29 protein-coding genes and 1 tRNA gene are annotated in these 26,160 nt (G+C 52.3%); 12 read left to right on the plus strand and 18 right to left on the minus strand.

Annotated features, from left to right (window positions below; translation table 11 throughout):
* Positions 1-40 precede the first annotated feature (40 nt).
* Positions 41-126, minus strand: a tRNA-Tyr gene (locus AB1K62_RS13785).
* 175 nt (positions 127-301) lie between these two features.
* Between AB1K62_RS13785 and rlmB the strand changes: the two genes are divergently transcribed.
* Positions 302-1,054 (plus strand): 23S rRNA (guanosine(2251)-2'-O)-methyltransferase RlmB, encoded by a 753-nt coding sequence (rlmB, locus tag AB1K62_RS13790; protein ID WP_367004389.1) that lies wholly within the window; start codon positions 302-304, stop codon positions 1,052-1,054.
* The gene (locus tag AB1K62_RS13795; RefSeq protein WP_367004392.1) at positions 1,055-1,975 is read left to right on the plus strand and encodes a hypothetical protein; all 921 of its coding nucleotides are present in this window, start codon (positions 1,055-1,057) and stop codon (positions 1,973-1,975) included.
* An 80-nt stretch (positions 1,976-2,055) separates the two neighbouring features.
* On the opposite strand, the gene AB1K62_RS13800 is transcribed toward AB1K62_RS13795, so the two are convergent.
* Positions 2,056-2,373, minus strand: a complete 318-nt coding sequence (locus tag AB1K62_RS13800; protein ID WP_367004394.1) for a 2Fe-2S iron-sulfur cluster-binding protein — start codon at positions 2,371-2,373, stop codon at positions 2,056-2,058.
* A 103-nt stretch (positions 2,374-2,476) separates the two neighbouring features.
* Between AB1K62_RS13800 and AB1K62_RS13805 the strand changes: the two genes are divergently transcribed.
* Positions 2,477-3,094, plus strand: coding sequence for a DNA-3-methyladenine glycosylase 2 family protein (locus AB1K62_RS13805; protein ID WP_367004395.1), 618 nt, complete (start codon positions 2,477-2,479; stop codon positions 3,092-3,094).
* 4 nt (positions 3,095-3,098) lie between these two features.
* On the opposite strand, the gene AB1K62_RS13810 is transcribed toward AB1K62_RS13805, so the two are convergent.
* Genes AB1K62_RS13810 through AB1K62_RS13820 form a run of 3 tightly spaced genes read right to left on the minus strand, consistent with a single transcriptional unit; the run spans position 3,099 to position 6,022 of the window.
* Positions 3,099-3,626 carry a hypothetical protein gene (locus AB1K62_RS13810; protein WP_367004398.1) on the minus strand — a complete coding sequence of 176 codons (528 nt, stop codon included), beginning with the start codon at positions 3,624-3,626 and terminating at the stop codon, positions 3,099-3,101.
* Positions 3,627-3,629: 3 nt separating this feature from the next.
* Positions 3,630-5,231, minus strand: coding sequence for an ABC transporter permease/substrate-binding protein (locus AB1K62_RS13815; RefSeq protein WP_367004400.1), 1,602 nt, complete (start codon positions 5,229-5,231; stop codon positions 3,630-3,632).
* Complete coding sequence (locus tag AB1K62_RS13820; RefSeq protein ID WP_367004402.1) at positions 5,228-6,022, minus strand: ABC transporter ATP-binding protein; 795 nt, start codon at positions 6,020-6,022, stop codon at positions 5,228-5,230. The genes AB1K62_RS13815 and AB1K62_RS13820 overlap by 4 nt, the downstream gene beginning before the upstream one ends.
* A gap of 127 nt (positions 6,023-6,149) precedes the next feature.
* On the opposite strand from AB1K62_RS13820, the gene AB1K62_RS13825 reads away from it, so the two are divergent.
* On the plus strand, positions 6,150-6,983 hold the full coding sequence (locus AB1K62_RS13825) for an SDR family oxidoreductase (RefSeq protein ID WP_367004403.1): 834 nt from the start codon (positions 6,150-6,152) through the stop codon (positions 6,981-6,983).
* 16 nt (positions 6,984-6,999) lie between these two features.
* Here AB1K62_RS13825 and AB1K62_RS13830 read toward each other — a convergent pair whose 3' ends face one another.
* Complete coding sequence (locus AB1K62_RS13830; protein ID WP_367004553.1) at positions 7,000-7,323, minus strand: 4a-hydroxytetrahydrobiopterin dehydratase; 324 nt, start codon at positions 7,321-7,323, stop codon at positions 7,000-7,002.
* Positions 7,324-7,374: 51 nt separating this feature from the next.
* On the opposite strand from AB1K62_RS13830, the gene ccmA reads away from it, so the two are divergent.
* Positions 7,375-8,013, plus strand: a complete 639-nt coding sequence (gene ccmA, locus AB1K62_RS13835) for a heme ABC exporter ATP-binding protein CcmA (protein ID WP_367004405.1) — start codon at positions 7,375-7,377, stop codon at positions 8,011-8,013.
* Positions 8,010-8,660: a heme exporter protein CcmB gene (locus AB1K62_RS13840; RefSeq protein WP_367004407.1), complete on the plus strand. Its 651-nt coding sequence runs from the start codon at positions 8,010-8,012 to the stop codon at positions 8,658-8,660. Before ccmA ends, AB1K62_RS13840 begins: the two co-directional genes overlap by 4 nt.
* 3 nt (positions 8,661-8,663) lie before the next feature.
* Here the strand turns inward: AB1K62_RS13840 and AB1K62_RS13845 are convergent, their stop codons facing one another.
* Positions 8,664-9,422, minus strand: a complete 759-nt coding sequence (locus tag AB1K62_RS13845) for a molybdopterin-binding protein (RefSeq protein WP_367004408.1) — start codon at positions 9,420-9,422, stop codon at positions 8,664-8,666.
* Between the two features lie 157 nt (positions 9,423-9,579).
* On the opposite strand from AB1K62_RS13845, the gene map reads away from it, so the two are divergent.
* The 4 genes from map (at position 9,580) to glnA (ending at position 14,980) form a co-directional block, all read left to right on the plus strand.
* Complete coding sequence (map, locus tag AB1K62_RS13850; RefSeq protein WP_367004411.1) at positions 9,580-10,407, plus strand: type I methionyl aminopeptidase; 828 nt, start codon at positions 9,580-9,582, stop codon at positions 10,405-10,407.
* A gap of 91 nt (positions 10,408-10,498) precedes the next feature.
* On the plus strand, positions 10,499-12,691 hold the full coding sequence (locus AB1K62_RS13855; protein WP_367004413.1) for a PQQ-dependent dehydrogenase, methanol/ethanol family: 2,193 nt from the start codon (positions 10,499-10,501) through the stop codon (positions 12,689-12,691).
* Positions 12,692-13,075: 384 nt separating this feature from the next.
* Positions 13,076-13,414 (plus strand): P-II family nitrogen regulator, encoded by a 339-nt coding sequence (locus tag AB1K62_RS13860; RefSeq protein ID WP_367004414.1) that lies wholly within the window; start codon positions 13,076-13,078, stop codon positions 13,412-13,414.
* Positions 13,415-13,567: 153 nt separating this feature from the next.
* Positions 13,568-14,980, plus strand: a complete 1,413-nt coding sequence (gene glnA / locus AB1K62_RS13865) for a type I glutamate--ammonia ligase (RefSeq protein ID WP_367004416.1) — start codon at positions 13,568-13,570, stop codon at positions 14,978-14,980.
* 60 nt (positions 14,981-15,040) lie between these two features.
* Here the strand turns inward: glnA and AB1K62_RS13870 are convergent, their stop codons facing one another.
* Positions 15,041-16,261, minus strand: a complete 1,221-nt coding sequence (locus AB1K62_RS13870; RefSeq protein WP_367004418.1) for a CoA transferase — start codon at positions 16,259-16,261, stop codon at positions 15,041-15,043.
* A 93-nt stretch (positions 16,262-16,354) separates the two neighbouring features.
* Here AB1K62_RS13870 and AB1K62_RS13875 point away from each other — a divergent pair, with 93 nt between their 5' ends.
* Positions 16,355-17,860: a hypothetical protein gene (locus AB1K62_RS13875; protein ID WP_367004421.1), complete on the plus strand. Its 1,506-nt coding sequence runs from the start codon at positions 16,355-16,357 to the stop codon at positions 17,858-17,860.
* Positions 17,861-18,185: 325 nt separating this feature from the next.
* On the opposite strand, the gene AB1K62_RS13880 is transcribed toward AB1K62_RS13875, so the two are convergent.
* The 6 genes from AB1K62_RS13880 to AB1K62_RS13905 all read right to left on the minus strand — a co-directional run bounded on the left by AB1K62_RS13880 (position 18,186) and on the right by AB1K62_RS13905 (position 22,320).
* Positions 18,186-19,196, minus strand: coding sequence for a fumarylacetoacetate hydrolase family protein (locus AB1K62_RS13880; protein ID WP_367004423.1), 1,011 nt, complete (start codon positions 19,194-19,196; stop codon positions 18,186-18,188).
* Between the two features lie 81 nt (positions 19,197-19,277).
* Complete coding sequence (locus AB1K62_RS13885) at positions 19,278-19,829, minus strand: VOC family protein (RefSeq protein ID WP_367004424.1); 552 nt, start codon at positions 19,827-19,829, stop codon at positions 19,278-19,280.
* The gene (gene hppD / locus AB1K62_RS13890; RefSeq protein ID WP_367004425.1) at positions 19,829-20,929 is read right to left on the minus strand and encodes a 4-hydroxyphenylpyruvate dioxygenase; all 1,101 of its coding nucleotides are present in this window, start codon (positions 20,927-20,929) and stop codon (positions 19,829-19,831) included. The genes AB1K62_RS13885 and hppD overlap by 1 nt, the downstream gene beginning before the upstream one ends.
* Positions 20,930-21,099: 170 nt before the next feature.
* Positions 21,100-21,384, minus strand: a complete 285-nt coding sequence (locus AB1K62_RS13895; protein ID WP_367004428.1) for a DUF1971 domain-containing protein — start codon at positions 21,382-21,384, stop codon at positions 21,100-21,102.
* Positions 21,385-21,389: 5 nt separating this feature from the next.
* On the minus strand, positions 21,390-21,854 hold the full coding sequence (locus tag AB1K62_RS13900; protein ID WP_367004429.1) for a hypothetical protein: 465 nt from the start codon (positions 21,852-21,854) through the stop codon (positions 21,390-21,392).
* Positions 21,844-22,320 (minus strand): group III truncated hemoglobin, encoded by a 477-nt coding sequence (locus AB1K62_RS13905; RefSeq protein WP_367004430.1) that lies wholly within the window; start codon positions 22,318-22,320, stop codon positions 21,844-21,846. The genes AB1K62_RS13900 and AB1K62_RS13905 overlap by 11 nt, the downstream gene beginning before the upstream one ends.
* 81 nt (positions 22,321-22,401) lie before the next feature.
* Between AB1K62_RS13905 and AB1K62_RS13910 the strand changes: the two genes are divergently transcribed.
* The gene (locus tag AB1K62_RS13910; RefSeq protein WP_367004432.1) at positions 22,402-22,845 is read left to right on the plus strand and encodes an Rrf2 family transcriptional regulator; all 444 of its coding nucleotides are present in this window, start codon (positions 22,402-22,404) and stop codon (positions 22,843-22,845) included.
* Between the two features lie 24 nt (positions 22,846-22,869).
* On the opposite strand, the gene sugE is transcribed toward AB1K62_RS13910, so the two are convergent.
* The 4 genes from sugE to AB1K62_RS13930 form a co-directional block, all read right to left on the minus strand.
* Positions 22,870-23,187, minus strand: coding sequence for a quaternary ammonium compound efflux SMR transporter SugE (gene sugE / locus AB1K62_RS13915; protein ID WP_367004433.1), 318 nt, complete (start codon positions 23,185-23,187; stop codon positions 22,870-22,872).
* A gap of 115 nt (positions 23,188-23,302) precedes the next feature.
* Positions 23,303-23,722, minus strand: a complete 420-nt coding sequence (gene ribH, locus AB1K62_RS13920) for a 6,7-dimethyl-8-ribityllumazine synthase (RefSeq protein WP_367004434.1) — start codon at positions 23,720-23,722, stop codon at positions 23,303-23,305.
* 58 nt (positions 23,723-23,780) lie between these two features.
* Positions 23,781-25,076: a 3,4-dihydroxy-2-butanone-4-phosphate synthase gene (gene ribB / locus AB1K62_RS13925; RefSeq protein ID WP_367004436.1), complete on the minus strand. Its 1,296-nt coding sequence runs from the start codon at positions 25,074-25,076 to the stop codon at positions 23,781-23,783.
* Positions 25,077-25,239: 163 nt separating this feature from the next.
* Entirely contained in the window at positions 25,240-26,112 is an 873-nt protein-coding gene (locus AB1K62_RS13930) for an alpha/beta hydrolase (protein ID WP_367004438.1), read from the minus strand.
* Between the last annotated feature and the right edge of the window lie 48 nt (positions 26,113-26,160).

Consider the following 26,160-nt stretch of genomic DNA (forward strand, 5'->3'; position numbering starts at 1 on the left):
GCCGACGCCGATCCCCCGGATCGGCTCTACTCGGCAAAAATGGTGGACAGGATAGGATTCGAACCTATGTACGCTTACGCGGGCAGATTTACAGTCTGCTGCCTTTAACCACTCGGCCACCTGTCCATCTGGTTGCCTGTCTTCACCGTTTGACGGTGAGATGCGGCTCAATGACGAAAGCATCGCGATGTGTCAAGCCTGCCCGGCTGAAATTACATATTCGCTATGAAATCATCCGGAATCACATCAATAACCATGAAAAAATGGGTGTGTCTGCGCGGTCAAAGGGCTAAGGAGCGGTATGGCACGCAAAAATAGATCTATAAAAAAAACCGGCGGCGGTTTGAAATTCTGGGGCAGGCATGCGGTGGAGGCCGCATTGGCCAATCCGCACCGCTTGGTAAAGAAAATATCCGGCACACGCGAAGCGCTGGCGACACTGGACATTCCTGATGGATTACCCGTTGTTTTCAGCGATGTTGCCGATCTGGGCCGGGTCATTCCGCGCGATGCGCCCCATCAGGGCATGGTGCTGGATGTAGATCCATTGCCAGACATCTGGTTAGGCGACATGCTGGACAAAGCCGCTGATACCGGACGGCCTATTCTGGTATTGGATCAGGTCACTGATCCCCATAATGTTGGTGCTATTCTGCGCTCTGCCGCCGCTTTTGATGCCGCTGCGATAGTGACACAGGACCGTCATGCACCACCCGAATCCGGAACATTGGCGAAATCGGCGTCCGGAGCTCTGGAAATTGTACCTTGGGTGCGGGTGGTCAATCTGGCGCGGGCGCTCGACGACATTGCGGCTGCTGGCTATTGGCGCATCGGAATGGACGGCGAGGCGCAGGATACGCTTGGCGATATCATGGGGCAAAGCAAGCTGGCGTTGGTCATGGGCGCAGAAGGTGAAGGCTTACGTCAAAATGTTGCCGCCCATTGCGATGCACTGGCGCGGCTGCCAATGGCACCCAAAATGGAAAGCCTGAATGTATCAAATGCGGCAGCCATTGCTTTATATGCGGAATATACCAGAAACTTGGGGGGCTAAATGAAACAATTAACCAGATTTATAGCGGCCATGGCCGCACCCTTGTTATTGACAGGATGTTTTCTGTTACCAGGGAAATTTGACGCTAATCTGAAAATCCTCGACGGCGAGCGCTATGAATTCGCTTATACCGGGCAAATTCAAATGGTTATGCCGGATGATGACAAATTGAAAAAACCGAGCAATGAACCATTTGATCCGGCCAAATTGAAATGCCGGGATTTTGTGTATGAAAGCAGCGGAAAGATTGATCCTCAGCCACCAGTCTACGGGGACGAATATGACCCCTATGGGATAGACGCCGAAACGGATGTCGACGACCAGCCCTATATAGTGACGGAACGAGCCTGCAGCGAAGAAGAAATTGCGACACGGCAGAAAAAATATGAACGCAAACAGGCGCGCAAACAAAAAAACTATGCAGAAGAATCAATGATGGCTGGTGCGTTTTTTGGCGGACCGATACCCGGCGATGTTGCGAGCATGCGCGCCTTTGCTAAAAAGCTGCAAAAATATCATGGCTGGAAAAAGGTCGAATATGCTGGTGGCAGTATTTTTGACGTAGAATACCAGCAAACCGGCCCGATCGGCAGCTATTTCAGCTTTCCTGTTCTGCCGGACGCACAGATGCAATATCCGTTTTTCCAGATCGTCCAGCGCGCCGATGGCGCATTGGAACTGCTCGCCCCTGCAATTGCAGGACAGGGTGGTTTATTTAATATGATTATGAAAGAAGGCGACAAAACTGCCTCAAATCTAGCAGAGATTGACGGCATGTTGACGGTGGAAACCAATGGCAGAGTTGTGACCAATAACAGCGCCGACGGCTTTACCGAAAAAGGCGACATGAAAGTGATGAGCTGGAAAATCGGAAAGGGCGCTGTATCTGACCAGGAACCACGCGTACTGATCCGCTTTTGACAAGCAGCTTCTGTTTAATAGCCATAAAAAAAGGGAGCCCGATAAGCTCCCTTTTTTTACATCAGAATTATTTGGGCCGTTTAGTCCTCGTCAGCGATCCTCACCTTTAATCCGTCAAGATCGTCACTTAATTCAATCTGGCAGCTCAGACGTGATGATTCATTACGATGGTCGCTGCTTTCCAGCAAATCATCTTCATCTTCGCTCATTTCCGGCAGCTTGCTTGTCCATTCGGCATCGACATGAACATGACAGGTGGCACAAGAACAACAACCCCCGCATAGCGCAAGCAATTCGTCAAACCCGTTGTCGCGAATCGCTTCCATAACGCTTATGCCATTATCAACGGTAACGGCCTTTTCTTCACCGGATCTGTCAGTAACATGAATTGTCGGCATCTTAACCCCTCAAGCTGTGTTATTTTAGAATCCGGCACGCTATGTCTGGTGGAACAAAAATAATCAAGGCCGGAAACGGCGAATTACACAAGGGACTCCCGCAATGGGCCTATCAAAAGAGACGATCAGGGCAAGTCTGGATATGATTCGCAAAGTCGAACCGCGCTTTGAAAAAGCAATTGCTGCTGCCGGTTATCCGGAACCCCGAATCAATCCACCCGGTTATCAGACGTTACTGCGAACGATTGTCGGCCAACAGGTAAGCGTGGCTGCGGCGACATCTGTCTGGAACAAGCTGGAGGCTTTATTGGGGGAGGGATGCCCGGCGGAAAAACTGATCGCAACCGATTTTGACGCGCTGCGCGCTTGTGGATTGTCTCGCCAGAAGCAGGGCTATGCACGCAGTCTGGCGGAGTTGATAATGTCGGGAGAGCTTGATCTCGACAATCTGCCGGATGGTGACGAAGAAGCGATTGCGCTGCTTACAAAAATAAAGGGCATTGGCCGCTGGTCAGCAGAAATTTACCTGCTCTTTGCTTTGGGTCGGCCCGATATCTGGCCCGCAGGAGATTTGGCGATTCAGGCGGGCGCAGGCAGCATATTGGGCCATGACACACGGCCATCGGAAAAGGAATTAAGGGAAATTGCTATCCCCTGGTCCCCGCACCGGGGGGCTGTCGCGATTTTCATCTGGCATCATTATAATACAACTGTGATGTAGCGGATTATTTCTTTAACCCCGGATTTAGCTTCAAAACTTCTTCCATAAAGGAACGCGGCTTTTTCCAGAAATCGGTTTTCGGGTTGAACCGATAACCCAGTAACGCAATGGCCTCGCTGGCAAAATGCACGCAATTGCGTTTGTTCAGGCTATAGCTTTTCTGAGGCATATTACGCCATTTGGCGACCAGAGCCATAAGATCACGATATTTATCATCCGCCACGGTGACGGTGAAATGCGGATTGCTGTTGGCAATATATTTGGGCTTTGCCGTTTCCACTTTGCCTTTTACCGATCCCCATAAAATACCGGGGGAAATATTCACCGCAGTGAAACCGAAACTGGTATCAACGTTTTGGCCGTTCGACAATTTTCCCTTCAGCACAAAAAAAGCATGGGGGAAATTCTTCCCGAAATCATGGGAATAGAAGGTTACATTTACTTGCGCCTGCGCTGGCATGGTGGCCAGAAATAATGGTAACAGGACTGCAATAAAGCGCAGCCGCAACATCACAAAAAACTGTTTAGCCACTTATTAATCTTTCTTATTCCTGATTTGCTGATCCAACCAGAGCGCAGCCCGTCCGGGCGAACGTTTGTCCGTTTTACGGTCCACCATATAATTGGCTTTTCGCATATTCTCTACGGTGATCGCACCGATCAAGGGCTTGATTGCGCCCATGAAATTTTTATCATCGCTAAATCCCTGCGCTATTAAAACCATCGCATCATAAGGCGGTATTGCTCCTTTTGGATCATCTAGTACGATCAGACCATTGGCAGCTATCCGCCCGTCAGAGGAAAAAGCCGAAATAACATCCACTTCACCGCTTGATAAAGCGGGGTACATGAAGGTCGGATTAAACGACCGGGTTTCCTTGAACCGGATCGGATAGGCTGCTTTGACCATTTCCCACTCCGGTCGTTCCAGAAACTCCAGATCCGTTCCGAAAGCAAAACCGGACGACACGCGCGCCAGATCATCGAGCGTCCTGAGCTGTTTGCTTGCTGCATCTTCTGACCGAACAGCAAAAGCATAGCTATTTTCAAAGCCCAGCGCTCCGGCCATGGCAACACCATGTGTTTCTTTGCTCCATTTAGTGATTTCCGGCAGCATTTCATTGGCTGGAAGTGGATCATTACGTTTCATCTGGTTGGTCCAGATAGTGCCGGAATAATCGACATATATATCAATATCACCCGCCGCCACGGCCTGAAACACCACTGCCGACCCCAGACCGTCCTGATATTCCACTTCATAGCCTGCTTCCTTCAGGCGCAATCCGATCAGTCTGGCTAATATAAACTGCTCGGCAAAGCTTTTTGAGCCAATCACAACCACATTATCGCGGGTAGCCATCATGGGTAGCAGCGCGGCTCCCAATCCGACACAAAGCAGTGCGGCTGTGCCCCATGCGATAATTTTGCGCCGCTCGAGAATTGCCCGCTCGATCAGACCAAGTAACAGGTCAACGATGATCGCCAATCCAGCCGAGGCAAAGCAGCCAGTCAGCACCAAAGTCCAATTTTGCGTTTGCAGTCCTGTAAAAATAAGGTCACCCAAACTGGATTGCCCGACCGTTGTGGATAATGTCGCTGCGCCGATGGTCCACACCGCAGCCGTCCGGATTCCGGCCATTATCGTTGGCGCGGCAATTGGCGCTTCGACCAGCCGCAGTTTTTGTGCAGCGGTCATGCCCAGCCCGTCCGCCGCCTGTCTCACCGCCGGATCAACGCCGATCAGGCCAGTTACGGCATTACGTAAAATTGGCAAAAGCGCATAAAGGGTCAACGCCAACAAGGCCGGTATAAAGCCAAGAGCGGAAATGCCTCCGCCGATCTGCTCTCCCAATAATGCCGACAAGCCCAGCAAGGCCGGATAGAATAAGGCAAGCAACGCCAGCGCCGGGATCGTCTGGATAAGGCTGGCAAAGCCCAGAACGATTGTTGCCACTTTCGTGTTACGCGCTGCCCATATCGCTAGCGGCAGACATAAAGCCATGGCCAGTAACAAGGCAGTAAAACTAAGCTGCACATGCGCCGCCAGCAATTCGGGGACACGGGCGAATGCTTGCTGCCAGACACCCGGCTGCCCGCCCGTTTGCAAGCCCGTCTGCAAGCCCGTTTCCGCGCTCATACCGTTTTTTCCAGTGCGATAAGATGCTCAGCCTGAGCCCGCGGGATTGCGACCAGAGCTTCGGCTGCCTCACCCGCATTGCCAGACAGCATCTCGGCCGGCGTAGCATCTGCCTTGATCTCTCCGCCCTCCATCACCAATATGCGATCGGCCAGATACAGCGCCTCGGCCATGTCATGGGTCACGATAATCGTAGTCAGCCCCAGCTTATTATGCAGCGCTTTATATTCATCGACCAGACTATCGCGCGTCACCGGGTCCAACGCGCCAAAGGGTTCATCCATCAACATCAACCCTGGCCGCGTGGCCAGCGCCCTTGCAACGCCCACCCGCTGCTGCTGGCCACCGCTTAGCTGGTGTGGCATCCGGTCTGCCATTTCCCGAGGCAAATCGACAAGGTCGAGCAATTCCGCTACCCGCTTTTGCCGGCCGGTTTTCGTGCCGGCCAGTTCCAGACCAATAGCGATATTGCGCGCGATAGGCATATGCGGGAACAGGCCGATATTCTGAAACACATAGCCGATCCGGCGGCGCAGAATATGTGGATCAACCGCCTTCACATTTTCACCTGCGATACATATCTCTCCGGCAGTCGGCTCGACCAGCCGATTGATCATTTTTAGAAGTGTTGATTTACCGGACCCCGACAAACCGACCAAAGCGACCAGACTGCCCGCCGCAATGTCCAGCGATACTCCATCCACAGCTTTGATAGCGCCGTAGCGCCGACCAAGATTGTGGAGACTGATAGCAGGTCCCGAAGCTGATGCCTTTACATTCATCCGGATCATTATTGCCGCGCTTTGACCAATATGTCCAATCGCACTTGACCTGAAGTTCAAAAACCGCTCGAATGAACAAAAATGTCAATAAGACAATGATTGCGGCTAGCAAAAATCACTAGGGTGGGGACAGAAAATGGCATATCAAAACGGACAGAAATCTATATTTATCACTGGCGGCGCATCGGGGCTGGGCCGCGAAGTTGCGCGCTATTTCGCTGATCGGGGCTGGTTTGTCGGACTAGCGGATATCAACGATATCGGCCTCTCCGAAACCGCAGCGATGCTACCCGATGGCATGAGTTCCACGCATCATCTTGATGTAACCAACCGTGGGCAATGGGCGTCGGTTGTCGAAGAATTTGGCGCCCTGACCGGCGGTCAGATGACCGTGTTATTTAACAATGCCGGCATCGGTACCGGCGGCGCTATTCAGGAGATGACCGACGAGGAGGTCGATCTGATGATCGCGATTAACCTTACCGGCGTGATTAGCGGAACACGCGCGTGTTTCGATCTTTTACGGGACACGCCGGATAGCTGTGTGCTTTATACCGCATCAGCCGCCGGTATATACGGTGTCGCGGACCTTAGCGTTTATAGCGCGACAAAATTTGCGGTTCGCGGCCTTGCCGAATCGCACGATATTGAATTCCGCAAATATGGGATCAAATCGCGCTCCCTCATGCCCGGATTTATAGATACCAATATTATTTCCGGAGTCGCTGATGGATCTAATCAAAGCGGTAAGGAAATGCTTGAATCCTCTGGAATCATGGTCAGTCCGGTGTCCATTATTGGCCCGGAAGCATGGAATGCGGTCCACGGCGAGAAAGTCCACACACCTGTCAATAAAATGGCGAAACAACTGGCCTTTGCCGCGCGTTGGATACCGGGACGGCTGCGTAAACAGGCCGTCGCACGTGTTGACAGCCTAGGCGGAGTGCTAGCCGGTTCCGATCAGATATAAATAGACCACGCTATATTTAACAACTGGCTTCGATTATTTTCGCAAGCTCTATATCGCGCTGCGACAATCCGCCATTCTCACCGGCATCATGGGTCGTCAGCGTGATATCGACACTATTATAGACATTAAACCATTCAGGGTGATGGTCTGCTTTCTCGGCATGCAGGGCAACACGGGTCATAAATGCGAAGGCTTCGGTGAAATCTGAAAATTTGAACTTGCGGCTAATTGCATCGCGTTTGTCATCATATTTCCAGTCTTTTAGCGTGGCCAGAGCGGCTTCACGCTGTGCATCATTAAGTTTTGCGACCATATTTCGATACTCCTGCCTTGGCTTTATCGTTGTTTCATGGCTTAAGTCTCCCCCATGAACCAAGGGGCGTCAACCAAAATGCGGGAAGAAGGGGGCAATTGTTTGCGCGCCACAGCCCTGTCGTGTGTGCGCGGCGATAAATTGCTGTTCCGTGACCTCACCCTTGCCTTGATGCCGGGAGAGGCAGGATTGATTACCGGACCCAATGGCGCGGGTAAATCCAGTTTGCTGCGGCTTATTGCCGGATTGCTCGATCCATTTTCGGGATCAGTCCATGTCCCTGAATCCATCGCATTATGTGATGACCGGATGGCGCTGGATGAAAATCTGCCGCTGTCATCCGCGCTGTATTTCTGGGCGAAACTGGATAGTAAAAGCGATCAAGATGTTGCGCGGGCCATTAACGCCATGGATATGGGACATCTAGCCGAAGTCCCCGTTCGTTATTTCTCCACAGGTCAGCGGCAACGCGCTCGATTGGCCCGGACTTTCCTGAACAACGCCAAGCTGTGGCTGCTCGATGAACCGGCCAACGGACTTGACAGTGCCTCGGTAGAACAATTGGGCCGGGCCATGCAATGTCATCTAGGCAGCGGCGGCATCATATTGGCCGCCAGCCATATCGCTTTGCCGGTCGCATTTGATACGACGTTACGCCTTTCGAGAAAATTATCTGCGCCCTTGGCACATCAGGTTCACCAGGAATCCGCTCTATGATCGGTGCGCTCAAAACACTGATCTGGCGAGATGTCCGGCAAAGCTATGCCAGCGGCGGGACGTGGCTGCCGGTCATATTCTATTTGTCGGCAGCAACACTCTTCCCCTTTGCCGTGGGACCGGATCGTGATTTGCTGTTACAGACAGGTGGCGGGATATTATGGATTGCCGCTTTACTGGCGACCTTGCTGCCGCTGGACCGGCTGGTTCAGCCTGATCTTGATAACGGGCTTTACGACCAGCTATTGGTGCGCGGCATTACCGACGAGTGGATCGCCTTTGCCCGGCTTATTTCGCATTGGTTATCTTTTGGGCCACCGCTGTTATTGGCCGCCTTGCTAGCCAGCGGTTTGATGGGGCTGGAAGGGCCACCGCTCGGCCTTTTGCTGTCCAGCCTAGCGATTGCAACACCGGCGCTGGCAGGTCTGGCAGTCATGATCGCAGCACTGACTTCCGGCCTGAAAGGAGCGGGGGCACTGGGCGGATTACTGTTGGTACCGCTCGCCATCCCGTTGCTTATTTTCGGGGCAGGTAGCCTGTCGGATCAAAGCAGCAGCGCGCTGTTGTTCCTGAGCGCGGTGTCGTTACTACTCGTCGCTATTACACCATTTACGGCAGGAGCGGCGCTAAAAGCGATGCGGGAGTAGCCCTTAAATCCCTCCGTCAGTAACCTCGTAACCCGCTTTTTCCAGACCGGCTTTCAAATCCGCTGTGCATGCTTTCAGCGCGTCTTTCTCTGTCGAGCGAATAACGAAATTTGCGCCAACCTTGCCGGCACGAAAAAAGGGATAGCTACCAATCTGGCAATCGTCATGGGCTTTTTCCGCCGCGATCAGGACATCGGCAATCTCGCTCTCAGGCGCCCAAGCACCAAGCGTTTCAGACAATAATGGCGCGCCGCCTTCCAATGTCCCGGTTAATCCGTCCAACATTCCTGCCGTAATATGCGGCACACCGGCCATCAGATAGAGGTTGTCGATCACAATCCCCGGCGCACCGGACATGCGATTTTCGATCAGCTCTGAACCCTCTGGCACCCTCGCCATACGCAAGCGACCTTCATTTAGCCCGCCTTTATCCGCATAATGTCTTTCAAGCATCGCGCGTGCATCCGGGTGAATGACAACATCCACATCCAGCGCTTTGGAAATGGCATCCACCGTAATATCGTCGTGGGTCGGGCCGATACCGCCGGTGGTGAACAGATAATCATTGCGCGCACGCAATATATTCACCGCTTCGCCAATAGCATCTATGTCATCGGCAACCACCCTGACTTCTGCGAGCCTGATACCCTGCACATTCAGCCATTTGGAAATTTGCGGAATATTTTTGTCCGCTGTCCTGCCCGAAAGGATTTCATCTCCAATCACGATCAAGGCAGCGGTATAAATGCGGGAGTTGCTCATAGCATCCGGATATAGAGCAGTTCGCCAAATCATCAACGGCGATTTTATGGCAGACTATATGATGGATCGGGGGCCATGGTTATAATTTGCCATGCGAAACAGATATTCCCTCTGATTGCCCCTCGTCAAACGGGGATAATGTCCATATATACGGGATATGACTGATTATCTTACTGTAGAGGAAGCCACTCCGCAAAGCCGGACCGGCGCGATCAAACTTCACGGACCCGAAGGTTTTGAAGGCATGCGTAAGGCCGGACGGCTGGCTGCTGAGATTCTCGACGCGCTGGTGCCGCATGTTGTGCCGGGCGTGACCACAGGTGCGCTTGACGATATGGTCCGTGAACATGCGTTTCGCGAAGGCTCCGTGCCCGCGACTCTAGGCTACCGCGGTTTCACACATAGCTGCTGTATCTCGGTCAACCATGTGGTGTGCCACGGGATTCCCGGCGATAAAATATTGAAAGAAGGCGATATCGCCAATATTGACGTGACCGTCATCGTCGATGGCTGGCATGGTGATACCAGCCGTATGTTCCTGATCGGTAAAACGCCGGTTAAAGCCAGAAAGCTGGTGCAGAACACGTATGAATGTTTGATGCTGGGCATTGAGCAGGCCAAACCCGGCAACCGAATGGGGGATGTTTCCCACGCCATTCAAACCCATGCAGAAAGCAACCGATATAGCGTCGTGCGTGATTTTTGCGGCCATGGTCTGGGACAGATGTTCCATGATGCTCCCGAAGTCGTCCATGCCGGACGTCCCGGCACAGGCCCTGAACTGCGCCCGGGAATGTTTTTTACGATTGAACCGATGATAAATATCGGGAAATATGCTGTAAAAATGCTGGACGATGGCTGGACCGCCGTGACGCGTGATCGCTCGCTGTCGGCACAGTTTGAACATAGCATCGGGATTACCGAGGACGGGTGCGAGATTTTCACGAAAAGCCCTGCTGGCCTCGACTGTCCGCCTTATAGCTAAGCATCAGACTTGACCGAACGGCCTGAATTTAGTTAGTCAGTTAATATAAGGGCAGGCCCATGCAGGTTTGACCGGTTCGGGAGAAGTGAAGATGCGTCGTTTGGGATTGTTTTTTGCCACCTGTTTGCTGGCCGCCTGTCAAAACCAGAGCGCAGAGCAAAAGATTGCATCCGCCACTCAGGAAGATCACGGATGGAGCAATATCGGTTATGATGCCAAGGAACAACGCCACAGTCCTCTCGACCAGATAAACGACAACAACGTCGATAAACTGGGCATTGCCTGGTTCAAGGATTTACCCGACGCACGCGGTCAAGAAGCCACACCCGTAATGGTTGATGGAAAACTGTTCATCACGACTGCATGGTCCAAAGTATTTGCCTATGATGCGAAAACCGGCAAGGAACTATGGTCTTTTGATCCACAGGTTTCCGGTGACAAAGCGGTTGATGCCTGCTGTGACGTTGTAAATCGCGGGCTTGCCTATTCGCGTGGCCGATTATTTTTCGGGACTCTTGATGGCCGCCTGATCGCACTGGATGCCAATACCGGCGCGCGTTTATGGGCAACCCAGACCACCGATAACAGCAAGCCATATACGATTACCGGCGCACCGCGGGTGGTAAAAAACATGGTGATTATCGGAAATGGCGGCGCAGAATTTGGTGTGCGCGGTTATATCACCGCCTATAATATCGCTGATGGAACGCAAAAATGGCGTTTCTACACGGTCCCTAATCCCGAAGGGAAAGCCGACGGCGCTGCGAGTGACGAGATTTTTGCCAAGGCCGCCAATAAAACATGGGGCGACGGGGAATGGAAAGAATCCGGCGGTGGCGGCACCGTATGGGACAGCATTGTTTATGATGAAGAGCTTGACCAGCTTTATTTCGGAGTCGGCAACGGAAATCCGTGGAACCACGGGCTACGCTCGGGTGGTGAAGGGGATAATTTGTTCTTATCCTCAATCGTTGCGGTTGAGCCTGATACCGGAAAATATCTCTGGCATTATCAGGAAACACCTGCTGAATCATGGGATTATACGGCTACCCAGTCTATCATCATTGCCGAAATTGACTGGCCGGTAAGCAAAGAGCAACCCGCCGGTGAGGAAACGGATGAAGATGCCGACACGCAAAAAAATGCGCTCACCAAGAAACGCAAAGTGCTTTTTCATGCGCCGAAAAACGGCTTTTTCTTTGTTATTGACCGCACCAATGGCCGGTTGATGAGCGCGGAGCCTTTTGTCGAGAATATCAACTGGGCAGAGGGCTATGATCTGGAAACCGGGCGTCCGATTGAAAATCCCGCAGCGCGTTTTTATAAAACCGGAGAGCCTTTTGTCGCCATTCCCGGCGCTTTGGGCGCGCATAACTGGCATCCAATGAGCTATAACTCCGACACCGGGCTGGTTTATATTCCGGCACAGCAAGTCCCGCAGGGTTATGAAGTGCCGACATCCAAACTTGACAAAACCCGGGAGCGGCTCGGTTTCAATGTTGGTATCGGCTGGGCGATTGGCCAGCTTCCCGATGACAAAGATGTCTATAAAGCGGCTATCGCAGCGACAACCGGACAGCTTGTCGCCTTTGACCCCAAGAAAGGCGAAGTCGCATGGTCGGTTGATTATCCCGCTGCCTGGAATGGCGGCACCATGACCACGGCAGGTAATCTGGTGTTTCAGGGAACCAGCCTTGGCCTGTTCAAGGCATATGCGGCTGACAGCGGTGATGAGCTATTGAGTATGGATGTGCAATCTGGCGTTGTTGCCGCGCCTGCCACTTATATGATTGACGGGGAACAATATGTTGCTTTCCTGACCAGTAAAGGCGGGGCATTTCCACTCGCCGGCGGCGTTGCTGGCGGAGCATCGCGCAAGATTCCCAATATCCCGCGGCTGATCGTGATGAAGCTGGGCGGTAAAACTACTCTGCCGCCGCTGCCAGAAAAAGGCGAAGTCGTCTGGAATCCGCCAGAACCAACCGGCACGCCTGAACAGGTTGCCGAGGGTAAGGCAGTCTACGGTCGCTTTTGCATGGTCTGTCATGGTGACAGCGGCGTGGGTAACGGCTTTACACCAGACCTACGCATATCAGCCACTCTGGACAGTGAAGAGGCATGGGCCTCCATCGTGACCGATGGCGCATTGAAACAACACGGGATGGTCGGTTTCTCTTCCCAGCTAGATCCCGCTCAGGTTGAATCGCTACGTCATTATATCATTGACCGTTCCAACTGGACGAAAGCCAATGTCCCCAAAATTACCGCGCCCGTCGCGCGGTAATTGCAGCGGCTCTCCATTGATTGCGCCTTAATGCTCCAAGCAGAAGATCGCCGGTCCATAAGGTTTTCGTGAAAGTCTATCGTGCTGTCACGGCTCTAATGTCCGTTACTCCCGTATAGACGGGAGCTCCTGGAACCGGAAATATCTGTCACCAATATTGCCTAAACATTAGGCTTATGTTTGTAATAATGCCCGTTTTTTGGGCAGCATTGAAACAGCTTTCATTTGCCTATAGCAATTATTTGGCGATTCCTTGCACGATTCCAATCTGGCATGGTAGTTGAATAGCAAAGGGCAAAAGCGCCCGGCGTTGGTGCCGCATCCACTTGTTCAAGTCTTAAGGCAAAAACAAAAGGAGAAGGCAAAGCGATAGGAACGAATGAAATGAAAAAAGTCGAAGCGATCATCAAGCCTTTCAAACTCGATGAAGTGAAAGAGGCCCTGCACGAAGTGGGTGTCTCGGGAATTACCGTTACCGAAGCGAAAGGCTTTGGCCGTCAAAAAGGCCATACCGAATTGTATCGCGGAGCCGAATATGTCGTGGATTTTCTACCCAAGGTAAAACTGGAGGTGGTGGTCGACGACACTTTGGCCGAACGCGTTGTCGAAGCGATATCCACCGCTGCCCAGACTGGCCGTATCGGCGATGGCAAAATCTTTGTTATCCCGGTTGAATCAGCACTGCGTATCCGCACCGGCGAACGGGACAGCGATGCAATTTAGGGCAGCGCCATTAAAAACGATGCAATTTAGGGCAGCGCTAACAAAAACGATGCAATTTAGAGCAGCGTTCTAAATATCCGATAAAATTAAAGCAGACTATAGACTCCTAACATCCAGCATAATCATATCACCGACTAACCAAGGGACAAAATAATGGCCAATACTGCTGCAGACATCATGAAATTGATCAAGGAAGACGAGATCGAGTGGGTTGATGTCCGCTTCACCGATCCGCGCGGCAAATGGCAGCATCTGACGATGTGCGCCAATGTTATTGATGAAGATATGCTTGAAGAAGGCTTTATGTTCGATGGCTCTTCAATCGGCGGATGGAAAGTCATCAATGAATCGGACATGATTTTACGACCCGATCTGGATGCCATGTATATGGACCCGTTTTCAGCCACGCCGATGATGATATTGGTCTGTGACATTGTCGAACCCGGCGATGGTTCGCTCTATGGCCGCGACCCGCGCTCTACTGCAAAGCGGGCTGAATCCTATCTCAAATCCACCGGCATTGGCGATACTGTTTATGTCGGACCGGAACCGGAATTTTTCATGTTCGACGACGTGCGGTTTGAAGATGGCTATGACCGCTCCGGCTTTAGAATCGATGACATCGAACTGCCGACCAACTCTGGCCGCGAATATGAAATTGGTAACATGGGCCACCGCCCGCGCATGAAGGGCGGCTATTTCCCGGTTGCGCCGGTTGACAGCGCCATTGATATCCGCGGCGAAATGGTGGCCACAATGCAGGAAATGGGTCTGCCGATGGATAAACACCATCATGAGGTTGCCGCCGCGCAGCATGAGCTGGGCATGATGTTCGGCACATTGGTCGAAACCGCAGACCGGATTCAGGTTTATAAATATGTCGTGCAGCAGGTTGCCCATGCCTATGGCAAAACCGCAACTTTCATGCCCAAGCCGATCAGGGATGATAACGGTTCCGGCATGCACACCCACATGTCGATCTGGAAAGACGGCAAACCGCTTTTCGCCGGCAATGAATATGCCGGATTGTCGGAAACCTGCCTGCATTATATTGGCGGCGTGATTAAACATGCCAAGTCGTGCAACGCGTTCACCAACCCGACAACCAACAGCTACAAGCGCCTTGTCCCCGGCTTTGAAGCGCCTGTACTGCTCGCATATTCCAGTCGCAACCGCTCTGCATCATGCCGGATTCCTTATGGAGCAGGTGACAAAGCAAAACGGGTAGAATTCCGTTTCCCCGATCCGCTCGCCAATCCCTATTTGTCTGCTGCTGCCTTGCTCATGGCCGGGCTCGACGGGATTGAAAATAAAATCCATCCCGGTGAAGCAATGGACAAAAACCTCTATGACCTGCCACCGGCAGAACTGGCCGATGTGCCTACGGTTTGCGGATCATTGCGCGAAGCATTAGAGGCATTGGAAGCCGATCATGAATTCCTGCTTAAAGGAGATGTGTTTACCAAGGACCAGATTGAGGCTTATGCCGCGCTGAAGTGGGAAGAAGTCAACCGCGTGGAAATGACCCCAAGTCCGGTTGAATTTGATCTCTATTATTCAAGCTGATTACAGCGTGATTTGCTTGTAAAAAAAACCGGGGCAATGGCTTGTCCCGGTTTTTTGTAGCTATGACGTTTTATCGACCTGGTTCTTTGGGTCGATAGCGTCTTTTATCTCTGCATTATCCGCGCCCAATGTTGGTGGATCGGCATATATATTTGCCGGACTGGCGGAATAATGGACCGGATGCTTGATTGTGCGATATTTACCGATTTTCTCGCCTTCCCGCTCGGCCCAGAAGCCCACCTGCTGCAAATGCGGGTCCTTGAGCACATCGGCAATCTGGTTATAGCGCATCGCTGGAATATTATGCTCATCAAGCAGCGCAAGCCATTCATCGGTAGTTTTGGTCGCCGCGATTTCTTCGATCAAAGCATAAAGAGCGGTGATATTCTTTGTGCGTTCGGAATATGTAGCAAAGCGCGGTTCCTGAAACACTCCGGGTTTTCCGCCCAATTCAAAAAATGTTTCCCATTGCTGGTCGCTATAGGGGACCAGACCGATATATCCGTCTTTGGTAGGATAAGGTTTGCGATTGGGATTGACCGACCGTGTATAAGCAAGACGGCCATTGCCGGGAATGAAGGTTTCACCCCACAGGTTTTCGACCATGTTGAACCACGTAAAGGCTTCAAACATCGGCACTTCGACAAACTGCCCTTCGCCGGTTTTTTCCTTGTGATACATGGCGGCGAGCGTCGCATTAACCGCGAACAATCCGATAGTTTTATCCGCCACAAGCGACGGCGCATATAAAGGACGGCCACTGTCGCCGCGCATTTCAAACAGGGATGCAAAGCCCGATGAACATTGGATCAGGTCGTCATACGCCTGCCGGTGGGAATATTCTCCGCCTTGCCCGAAGCCCGCGCAATGTACATAAACAATCCCGGGGTTAATCGCTTTCACCGCTTCATAATCAAGCCCCAGACGCCCCATGCCAGCCATCCGGACATTGTGGAAAAATACATCGGCATGTTTCAGCAGTTCCACAAGCACCGCTTTATCGGCTTCTTCCTTGGCATTGAGGGTGATTGATTTCTTGTTGCGATTCAGCGACGTGAAAATCGGACCGAGATCGCCGGTCGGACTGTCACCGGCATGGCGCATCATATCACCGGCAAATTTGCCTTCGTCATTTTCAACCTTGATAACGTCCGCGCCCATGTCCGCAAAATTCAGGGTAGCGAATGGCCCCAGAACAACTGTGGACATATCAACAATTTTCAAACCCTTTAGCGGACCCGTTGGTTCAACATCCCATTTCAGCTCTGGCCATCCGTTCATCTTTCAATCCTTAAATTATTAGGTGCATCAATTGCCATGTCTGTTATCAGTTTTAACTGATTGATGAACTGTTTATTTGAAGGATATGCGAGCATGGGTATTTCTGACCGACAAGCGCCGGTTTTAATTGCTGTAGGGGAAGCCAGCGGCAAGTCATTAGGACTGGAATGGCCTTCTCCGGTCGACCTTGCTTCGGGGGCAGTAAAAACCGCACTGGCGGATAGCGGCAATACGGAAAAGCTCGTCGATTCGATTGATTGCCTGCTCGCGACGCGGCTTTTCTATGACAGCGGGGTCGGACATCAATATGGCTCACCCGACAATCTGCCCGACGCGATTGCCCAGGCATCGGGCCTTAACCCCGCTCAGCTAATCTATGGTGATGTGGGCGGGCAAAGTCCCCAGAAATATGTCAACGAACTGGCGGTTCAGCTTCATGAAGGTAAGATCAAGGCAGCCGTGATTTGCGGAGCAGAATCCGTTGGCACAGTAAAACGTGCGAAAAAAGCCGGACATGACATGGACTGGAACCAGCCTTCCGATCGTGATTTTATTGATAAGCGCTCCGACTTTGCCGTGCTCACCATGTACGAGATCCGTCACGGTATTATCTCTATGCCCATGGCTTATGGTTTGCTGGAAAATGCCCGGCGCAAAAGGCTGGATATGGACCGGAATAGCTATGCCGCAGATATGGCACAGCTCTGGTCGGCTTTTTCCAGCGTTGCATCCACGCGTGAACATGCGCAATTTGCGAAACATTGGAGCAAAGAGGAATTATTGCAGGATGGCGGCGGCAATTACCGGCTTAACGATCCCTATCGCCGCTGGATGGTGGCACAGGATGCCGTTGCACTGGGCGGCGCGGTCATCATGACGACCGCTGGCCATGCCGCGGATATGGGCATTGCCGAGGACCGGATGATTTACCTGCATAGCGGCGCGGATTCCAGCGCGCCAATCATTAGCGAACAGATGGACCTCTCCCGTTCACCGGCAATTGATTGGGCGCTCGCGCAGGCGCTGGACCTTGCCGAAATGCAAGCTAGCGATATTGGTCCGATTGATATTTACAGTTGTTTCCCGGTCGCTGTGTCACTGGCGATAGAGGCTTTGAACCAGCCAGACCGCCCTCTATCCAGCTATACACTGACAGGGGGGCTGAGTTTCTTTGGCGGTCCAGGCAACAGTTACAGCACCCATGCTATTGTCGCTCTGGTGCAGGCGCTAAGAAAAGATGGCAGCAAGCCGGGCATGATTTCTGCTAATGGCGGTGTGATTAACAAGGAATCAGTCGGCATATACGCAGCGCAGCCCGTCGCGGGTGGCTGGACGCCGGACCGGATTGCTACGCCCAATATCCTGCCGCCGGACAAGGGCACAAAGCCCGCGCATTTTGCTAGCGGAAACGGCGTTATCAAAAGCTATGCTATACCTTATGTCAAAGATGTGCCCGGAGCCGCAACCGTGTGGATGACAGATGAAAATGGCACCCCGTGCTTCGGAATGCTCGAAAATGCGCCCGTCGATACGGATTTGATCGGCGCGACGGTGACGATTAGCTCAGACGGGAAACGAAACCACGCCGTTTTGAAATAGGGTAGAAAAGGGTTTTCGGGGATTCTTTTTTAGACCTCAAGCGCCGGGCGCGGGCATCCGCCCGCTTGGCTTTCCTCGCATAAGCTCGGGCGCGCGGTCGCGCTTGCCTCCGCTTCGCGTCGGTTTGGCGCTCCCTAGAGATGGCGCACCAGGGCGCAACCTAAAGAATATTCACCAGTCCGGGCGCAGCGAGGCAAGGCCGCCAAAAATATACTGGCGTCCGCCGCGCCTTATTGGCGCGTAGCCAAGGGCGCGGATGCGCCCGCCCGGCGCTTGAGGTCCAAAAAAACTTCCGCCGCTTGAGGTTAAATAAAAGAATCCCCCCTTAAACAGCAACCACTTCCTGTTTTATCGCGCCGAATATAGAATTTCCGTCCTCATCCAGCATCTGGATTTTGACGACGTCTCCTGCGCTCATAAACGGTGTTTTGGGCTTACCTTCCGCGATAGTTTCAATCATCCGGATCTCCGCAATACAGCTATAGCCATGCCCGCCTTGGGCCACAGGTTTTCCGGCTCCGCCATCGGCATCCTGATTGGACACGGTGCCCGATCCGATAATAGTGCCCGCACACAGGGGGCGGGTTTTTGCAGCATGGGCGACTAGCTGTGCGAGGTTAAATGTTGCATCGACTCCGGCATTAGCGCGACCAAATGGTTCGCGGTTATAATCGACTTGCAGCGGCAAATGTATCACCGAGCCTTTCCACGCATCGCCCAGTTCGTCAGGCGTTACGCACACCGGAGAAAAGGCGCTGGGCGGTTTGGACTGGAAAAAACCAAAACCCTTGGCAAGTTCGCCGGGGATCAGACCGCGTAGCGACACATCATTACACAGCATGACAAGTTTAATATGATCCGCTGCATCCTGCGCGTTGACACCCATCGGCACATCGTCGGTGATAACGGCAATTTCGCCTTCCATATCACAGCCCCATTTCGGATCACCCAGCGGAATCGGATCACGCGGGGCCAGAAAAGCATCGGAGCCGCCCTGATACATCAACGGGTCACTGTAAAAACTTTCCGGCACTTCTGCACCGCGCGCTTTGCGGACCAGTTCAACATGGTTGATATAGGCGCTGCCATCGGCCCATTGATAGGCGCGGGGCAGCGGAGAATGGGCTTCGCGTTCGTGGAATCGCTCGCATGGAACGCTTTGATGCTCCACATCGCGGTATAAAGCTTCAAGTTTGGGGGCGCAGTCCTCCCAATTGTCGAGAGCCGCTTGCAATGTCGGTGCAATGTTACTGGCTTCACAGCAACGCGTCAGATCTTTGGAAACAACGACCAACCGGCCATCACGTGTGTCGTTTTTAAGCGTTGCTAGTTTCATAATCTTCCCGTTTGCTGTTCGAGGTAGAGTGATTGTGCGCCTTTATGCGGTAACAATCAACAAGCGCGAATATATGCCGCGTTAATGGTCATCGCGTGCTTTTTCATGCAGCCACGCCGCATGTTGCGGTGCTTTTTTCGTGCGGCTCCATTCTTCCAGCATGTCCGGCGCAACCCGCTTCAACTCGGTCATTTCTTCTGCTGTTCCGGTATCATAGGCCAGTTCGAGCCGGTGGCCATTGGGATCAAAGAAATAGATAGATTTGAAAATACCGTGATTGGTCGGCCCGATCACTTCGATCCCTTCTGCCTCCGCACGCGCTTTTACGTCCATCAGGTCATCCATGGTCGGGGCCTGAAACGCAATATGCTGCACCCATGCCGGTGTATTGGGATCTTTGCCCATTTCCGGCTGCTCGGGCAGTTCGAAAAATGCCAGTATATTGCCGCCACCTGCATCAAGAAACACATGCATATAGGGGTCATATTCCCCGGTCGAGGGCACATGGTCTTCAGAAAAAGCAACGGTGAACGGCATATCCAGCACACGCTGGTAAAAGTCGACCGTTTCTTTGGCATCCTTGCAGCGATAGGCGACATGGTGGATACCGTTTATTTGAGGTGCTTTGGCCATTATGCCGACTCCTTTGTATCGAGCACACCGCGGGCCACCTGGTCACGTTCTATGCTTTCAAACAGGGCTTTGAAATTGCCTTCCCCGAAGCCGTCATCACCTTTGCGCTGGATAAATTCAAAAAATACCGGCCCGATTTGCGGTTGGGCAAAAATTTGAAGCAACAGGCGCGGTTCGCCCCCTTCGGTGGTTCCATCGAGCAGGATACCGCGGCTTTTAAGGGTCGAAACATCCTCCCCGTGCCCGGGCAGGCGCTCGTCTAACATATCGTAATAAGTATCAGGCGGAGCCGTCATAAGCGGAACGCCGAGTTCTTTCAGCCGGTCCCAACTGGCAACAAGATCATCACAGATTAGCGCAATATGTTGAATCCCCTCACCATTAAATTCGCGTAGAAATTCCTCAATCTGGCCTTTGCCGCCCTCACCCTCTTCATTGAGCGGTATGCGGATTTTGCCATCCGGAGCGGTCAGCGCCTTGGACGTCAGGCCGGTATATTCTCCTTTGATATCGAAAAAGCGGATCTCTTGAAAATTGAACAGGCTTTCATAATAATCCGCCCAATAGGCCATTCTGCCGCCATAGACATTATGGGTAAGATGGTCGATTATATGGAACCCGGCTCCAACAGGATTACGATCGACACCGGGCAGATATTCAAAATCTATATCATAGATGGAAAGCGCATCGGGATTATTGTCATCCGCATAGCGGTCCACCAGATATAGAATCGCACCACCAATGCCGCGAATTGCAGGAATGCGTAATTCCATCGGGCCGGTTTCAATCGCCACTGGCTCTGCGCCTTTTTCAAGCAACTGGTCATAAGCCTTGCGCGCATCATTCACGCGAAATGCCATGCCGCAGGCCGATGGTCCATGCTCACGCGCGAAATACCATGCCGCCGACCGGGGTTCGTAATTTATAATCAGGTTGATTTGCCCCTGCCGCCACAGATGCACGTCCTTGCTGCGATGTTTGGCGATACGGGTAAAGCCCATCACTTCAAAAACAGGTTCGAGTATATTTTTTTCAGGCGCGCAAAATTCGACAAATTCAAAGCCATCCAGGCCTATCGGGTTTTCAAAAAGATCAGCCATGTGTAAATTCCTTGCGAGCGGCACTTAATTAGTTACAGATGTAACTATAGCGATTTGCCGCACGATTGGCAAGGTTTCTTCATTTTGTCGCCAAGTGGTATGTTAGAAAATATCGATAAAGCCCATTGTCACCCGCAATCTTCCGGGCGTATGTTCAGCAGCCTATGGGCTCAGCCGCCAACATCCGGTTTTTCCCGATAAAAATGGACTTGCATCTGCATCGGGCCGGTTAATTCGACATGATGCAATTGTTGCGGCTCGATCAATTGCAAGTCACCTGTAACCATCAGGCGGCTATCCCCGCTCTCTTCAATTACATATCTCAGGCTGCCGTCTAAAACCTCCAGCACCCCCCACGCCCCCGCTTTGGTGCTATGAGCCGCTTGCAAGGCAGAGGGCAGGCTGTCTTCGTTAAAGACCGGAGTGGATTTATAGGGAGCGGGATTTCTTGTCATAAACTTTAGATCACAACATGACGGATGATTATCATAGCAATCCCGAAAATTGCGAACAGGATAGGCAGGATCAGCATCTGGCCAAAAATTGCACCAAAGCTCATCGGTCCGCTCTGGGTCTGGAACTTTCCTTCGACCCACTCGCTTTTCTGGTTCTTACGGCTTGCTGCACCTATGCTGTTGAGCACAAAGCCGGTGCCAAAATACATCAGGGCGAATAATCCACTAACCACGAGAACAAATATCGCGCCGCCATCATGTCCCATTGCCACGGCCAGAGCGCCAAAGAAAATAGCATAGCAAGTCATCATGATGCTCCAGACAGAGCGTGGCAGACCAAAGGTCCGCGATTCATGTTTTGCCGTAATCCCGTGATCTTCGGGCGAGGACACTGACTTGGCGTCCTCTTTTGCATCATCATGATATATATCATTCACTTGTGCAGCCATATTATGTTCATCAAGAAACATTTTCGGTCTCCTTCTTTTCCGAACCGGCAGCTAATCCTTCAAGTTGACCATCGCGGTGGATGGAAATGCCGGTCATCAAACTATCGGCAATACGTGCAGCGCGTTCGGACAGAAACTGGCAAGCGGCTGCACTGGGCATTACTTCCGGCAATGTTTCGTCAAACAGTTTGAGCCAGTGGGTAAAATGGGGCCGCGCGATATCGGGAATAGCCAGATGTTTAACCATCGGGTTGCCGCGAAACCGGCCTGATTCAATAGCGATAGATGTCCAGAAGGCTTTCATCCGCGCCAGATGTGGCGGCCAATCGGTGATGATTGCATTGAATACAGGACCCAGCATCTCGTCTTCGCGTATTTTTTCATAGAAACGCTCAACGAGCTGCGAAATCCGCTCTTCGGTAATCCCCATAGCAGCTGCATTGGCAGCTTTCTCTTCTCTGGCGGCAATGGTATAGGAATGGGTCATAACAGAATCTTCTAAAGAGGTATATAATATACTCTTTATAGCTGCCTTGAAATTAAAAGCAATATATAATATGCATGTTTTATGAGATTAACTACGCAAACCGATTATGCGCTACGCACGTTAATGTTTCTTGCCGCTCATGACAGCAGCCAGACCATTGATGATATTGCGACCGGCTATGGTATTTCCAAAAACCACCTGATGAAAGTTGCCCAGCGTCTGGCCGGTGCGGGTTTCATTATCAGCCAGCGCGGACGCGGTGGCGGCTTGCAATTGGCCCGTGAACCTGCGTTGATTAACATCGGCACTGTCGTCCGCACGATGGAAGAGGTGAACCAGTTTGTCGAATGTAGCCCCGGCTCGTCAAATCAATGTGTGATCACGCCGGTTTGCGGGCTTACGCACATATTGGCCGATGCGGTCGAGGCTTTTCTGGCTCATCTAGACAGATTTACACTCGCCGATGTCATGGGGAAAAAGGAAAGATTTGCCGAGATATTTGCGCTGGAAAGAATCGACGGCTGACAGGCTGTGCTCCATCAAATAATTTCAAGGGCTTGATAGCTTCATCAATATTAATCCTGAAACAATCAATGTTGCAGCGGATATTCTCATGGCATTGACTGGCTCACCCAGCAATATGATGCCGACAAGGAAAGCTCCGACCGCGCCAATCCCGGTCCAGATTGTATAAGCGGAGCCCAGCGGAATGGTACGCATAGCGGCGGCTAACAACCAGAAACTGGCGACCATCGCAACCATCGTAATCACCGATGGAACCAGCCGGGTGAAACCTTCTGACTGTTTCATCGCGTAAGCCCAGACCACTTCAAAAATACCGGCAATGAATAAGTAAATCCAGGCCATCAGCCCTTCTCCTTTTTTCGGGCCAGGTCGTCCTGGAAATATAATCTCGATATGAGGGAGGTCGTCCTCCAAATATGGTTCTAATATCTAACAGTGCATTGGCACGTTCAGCCTATCAGGCATATTTTTGCGCCAGCTCCCACATGGCAACCGCGGCTTTTGCAGCTTCTCCGCCTTTGTCCTTTTGTGATTTGTCGGCACGGGCCAGCGCCTGATCTTCATTTTCCACCGTGATGATGCCATTACCGATTGCTGCGCCATCAAGAGTGAGCGCCATAATGCCACGCGCACTTTCGTTGGAAACAATTTCAAAATGATAGGTTTCCCCGCGCAGCACAACGCCCAGTGCGACAAATCCGTCAAACTGGCCACTGTCGATAGCCAAAGAGATCGCTCCCGGCACTTCCAGCGCACCGGGAACAGTCAGCGTTTCATAGCTATGCCCGGCGGCGTCCAGCGCCGCTTTAGCGCCATCGAGCAACATGTCGTTCAAATGGTCGTAAAATCGCGCCTCGACGATCAGAAATTTAGCCATATTTTATCTCGATTCTCGTTGGTTTGATAAGCTGTTTAGGGCGAAACTACGCTCTGTACTATCCCCCGGCAGTATCGCCGCCGGGAATCGCGCGCTGGCCAGTGATTCGCAAGCCATAAGCATCCAGTCCGACAAGATCATGACTGGTATTGGACAGCAATTCCATATCGCTCACCCCTAGTTCGGTAAGGATTTGCGCGCCCACGCCATAATCACGCAACTGGTCCATATGCGGCCCCTCTTCCCCCGCAAGTTTACGCACCTGATTCGACAGAAATTGCTTGTTCTGCTGGGTAATGAATACGATGAGGCCTGCACCTTCCTCGCCAATGATTTTCATACATTCGGACAATGTTTGTGCCCCCGGGCCGGTTCCGCCGAAAATATCGCTGAAAATTGTCATGGCATGCATACGCACCAAAGTCGGCTTATCGGGATCAATATGTCCTTTTTGTAGCACGATCTGTTCGGTTTCCGTCGCCTTGTTATAATAGGTGATGGCCTTCCATTCACCGCCCCAGCGGCTCTCGAAGGTTGCTTCTGCCCGCCGCTTGGCAAGGTGATCATTTTGTAGGCGATAGGCGATAAGGTCGCGGATTGTGCCGATCTTCATGCCGTGATGCTGGGCAAATTCAATCAGGTCATCAAGCCGCGCCATTTCGCCATCATCCTTCATGATCTCGCAGATCACACCCGACGGGTTCAGCCCCGCTAGACGGGAGACATCGACCGCTGCTTCGGTATGGCCAGCACGCACAAGAACACCGCCATTGCGTGCTTGCAACGGAAAGACGTGGCCGGGGGTTACTATCTCGTCCTTGCCCTTGGTTCCGTCTATCGCAACAGCCACTGTGCGCGCGCGATCAGCGGCGGAAATACCAGTGGTCACCCCTTCGCGGGCCTCGATCGACGTAGTAAATGCAGTTTCATGAGCCGTGCGGTTATTCTGGCTCATCATATCAAGGCCAAGCTCTTCGACCCGATCCTTTGCCATCGCCAGACAGATCAGCCCGCGTCCATATTTGGCCATGAAGTTAATCGCATCGGGCGTTGCCATCTGCGCCGGAATGATGAGGTCGCCTTCATTTTCGCGGTCCTCGTCATCAACCAGAATATACATGCGGCCATTGCGCGCTTCGTTGATGATTTCTTGTGCGGTGGCCATGACGCCGCTACCGCCGCGGGCAAGATATTTTTCCAGCTTGCCAAGTGTTTCAGCTGTCGGATTCCAGTCCGGCTGCCCCAGTGCACGCAGGCTGTTAGCATGAAGTCCAGCCGCGCGGGCCAGACCGGCACGGGTTTCTGCGCCGGATTCGATCAATTCGGTCAGTTGCTCTATCAATATCTTGCTCATGCTTGTGCCTCCATCAGGTTTGGCTCGCCAATATCACATTGCGGTGTGAGGCGTCTACCGTTATGTGATATTAAATGTGATAGGGCCGTAACAACTTCAAGTCTTATAGCCGGATTTCACCTGAAACTGGCACAATCAGTAGCGTTTGCAAAAACATTAAAGTTTATAGAAACGCTTTTAACTCACCGACAAACTGGTCAAACTGGTCATGGTGCAGCCAGTGCCCGGCATTGGCGAAAGTTTTTACGCTCACATTGTCACCAAAATGCTTCATGCGCCCGTCCTTCTCCGGATTGCTGGCCCAGCTATCGTCACCATAATGCAATTGGGTCGGGCAGGTGATATTGCCCCAAAGTTTGTGGATGTCAGATTGTTGCAAATCCACAGAATCCCAATGCTGCACATAAGGGTCGAATTTCCAGCTATAGCTACCATCCTCGTTCCTAATCACCGCATAGGTGGTCAGGTGACGGGCCTGCTCATCGGATAAATGGCCATTGGCTTCCTGCATCCGTTTCAGGGCGTCATCGAAAGTCGCATAGCGTTTGACCTGACGACCAGCGGCGTTGCGTTTTTCCTCTATCGAGTTGCGTAGTCGCTGGAGCTGCCCCACCTCCTCACGCTCGGCGAGCATTTCGGGACCCGGGCCAAGCCCTTCGATCGCGACCAGCCGCCGGACCGTATCGGGGTAAAGGCCCGTATAGCGCAGCGCAATATTTCCGCCCATGCTGTGCGCGACAATCGACACCGGAGACAGGTCAAGCTGATGAATGAGCTGTGCCAGATCCGTCACCATGGCCATTATTCCATAATTGCCGTCTGTGCTCCACTGGCTATCGCCGTGCCCGCGAATATCGGGGGCAATGATATGCCAGTCATTGCACAATTCCTGCGCCACCCAGTCCCAGTTGCGGCAATGGTCCTTGCCTCCATGCAACAGTATCAGCGGCGGCTTATCCGCATTACCCCAATCGACATAGCGCAGCCGGAGCCGCTGGGAAAAATAGCTTTGCGATGCGGGGCCGACCATATTCATTCATCTGTCCTGTTTATTTATGAGCCGAGGGCGTTGAACCCTGCCGTA

Source organism: Parasphingorhabdus sp. JC815 (assembly GCF_040717415.1).
GTDB lineage: Bacteria > Pseudomonadota > Alphaproteobacteria > Sphingomonadales > Sphingomonadaceae > Parasphingorhabdus.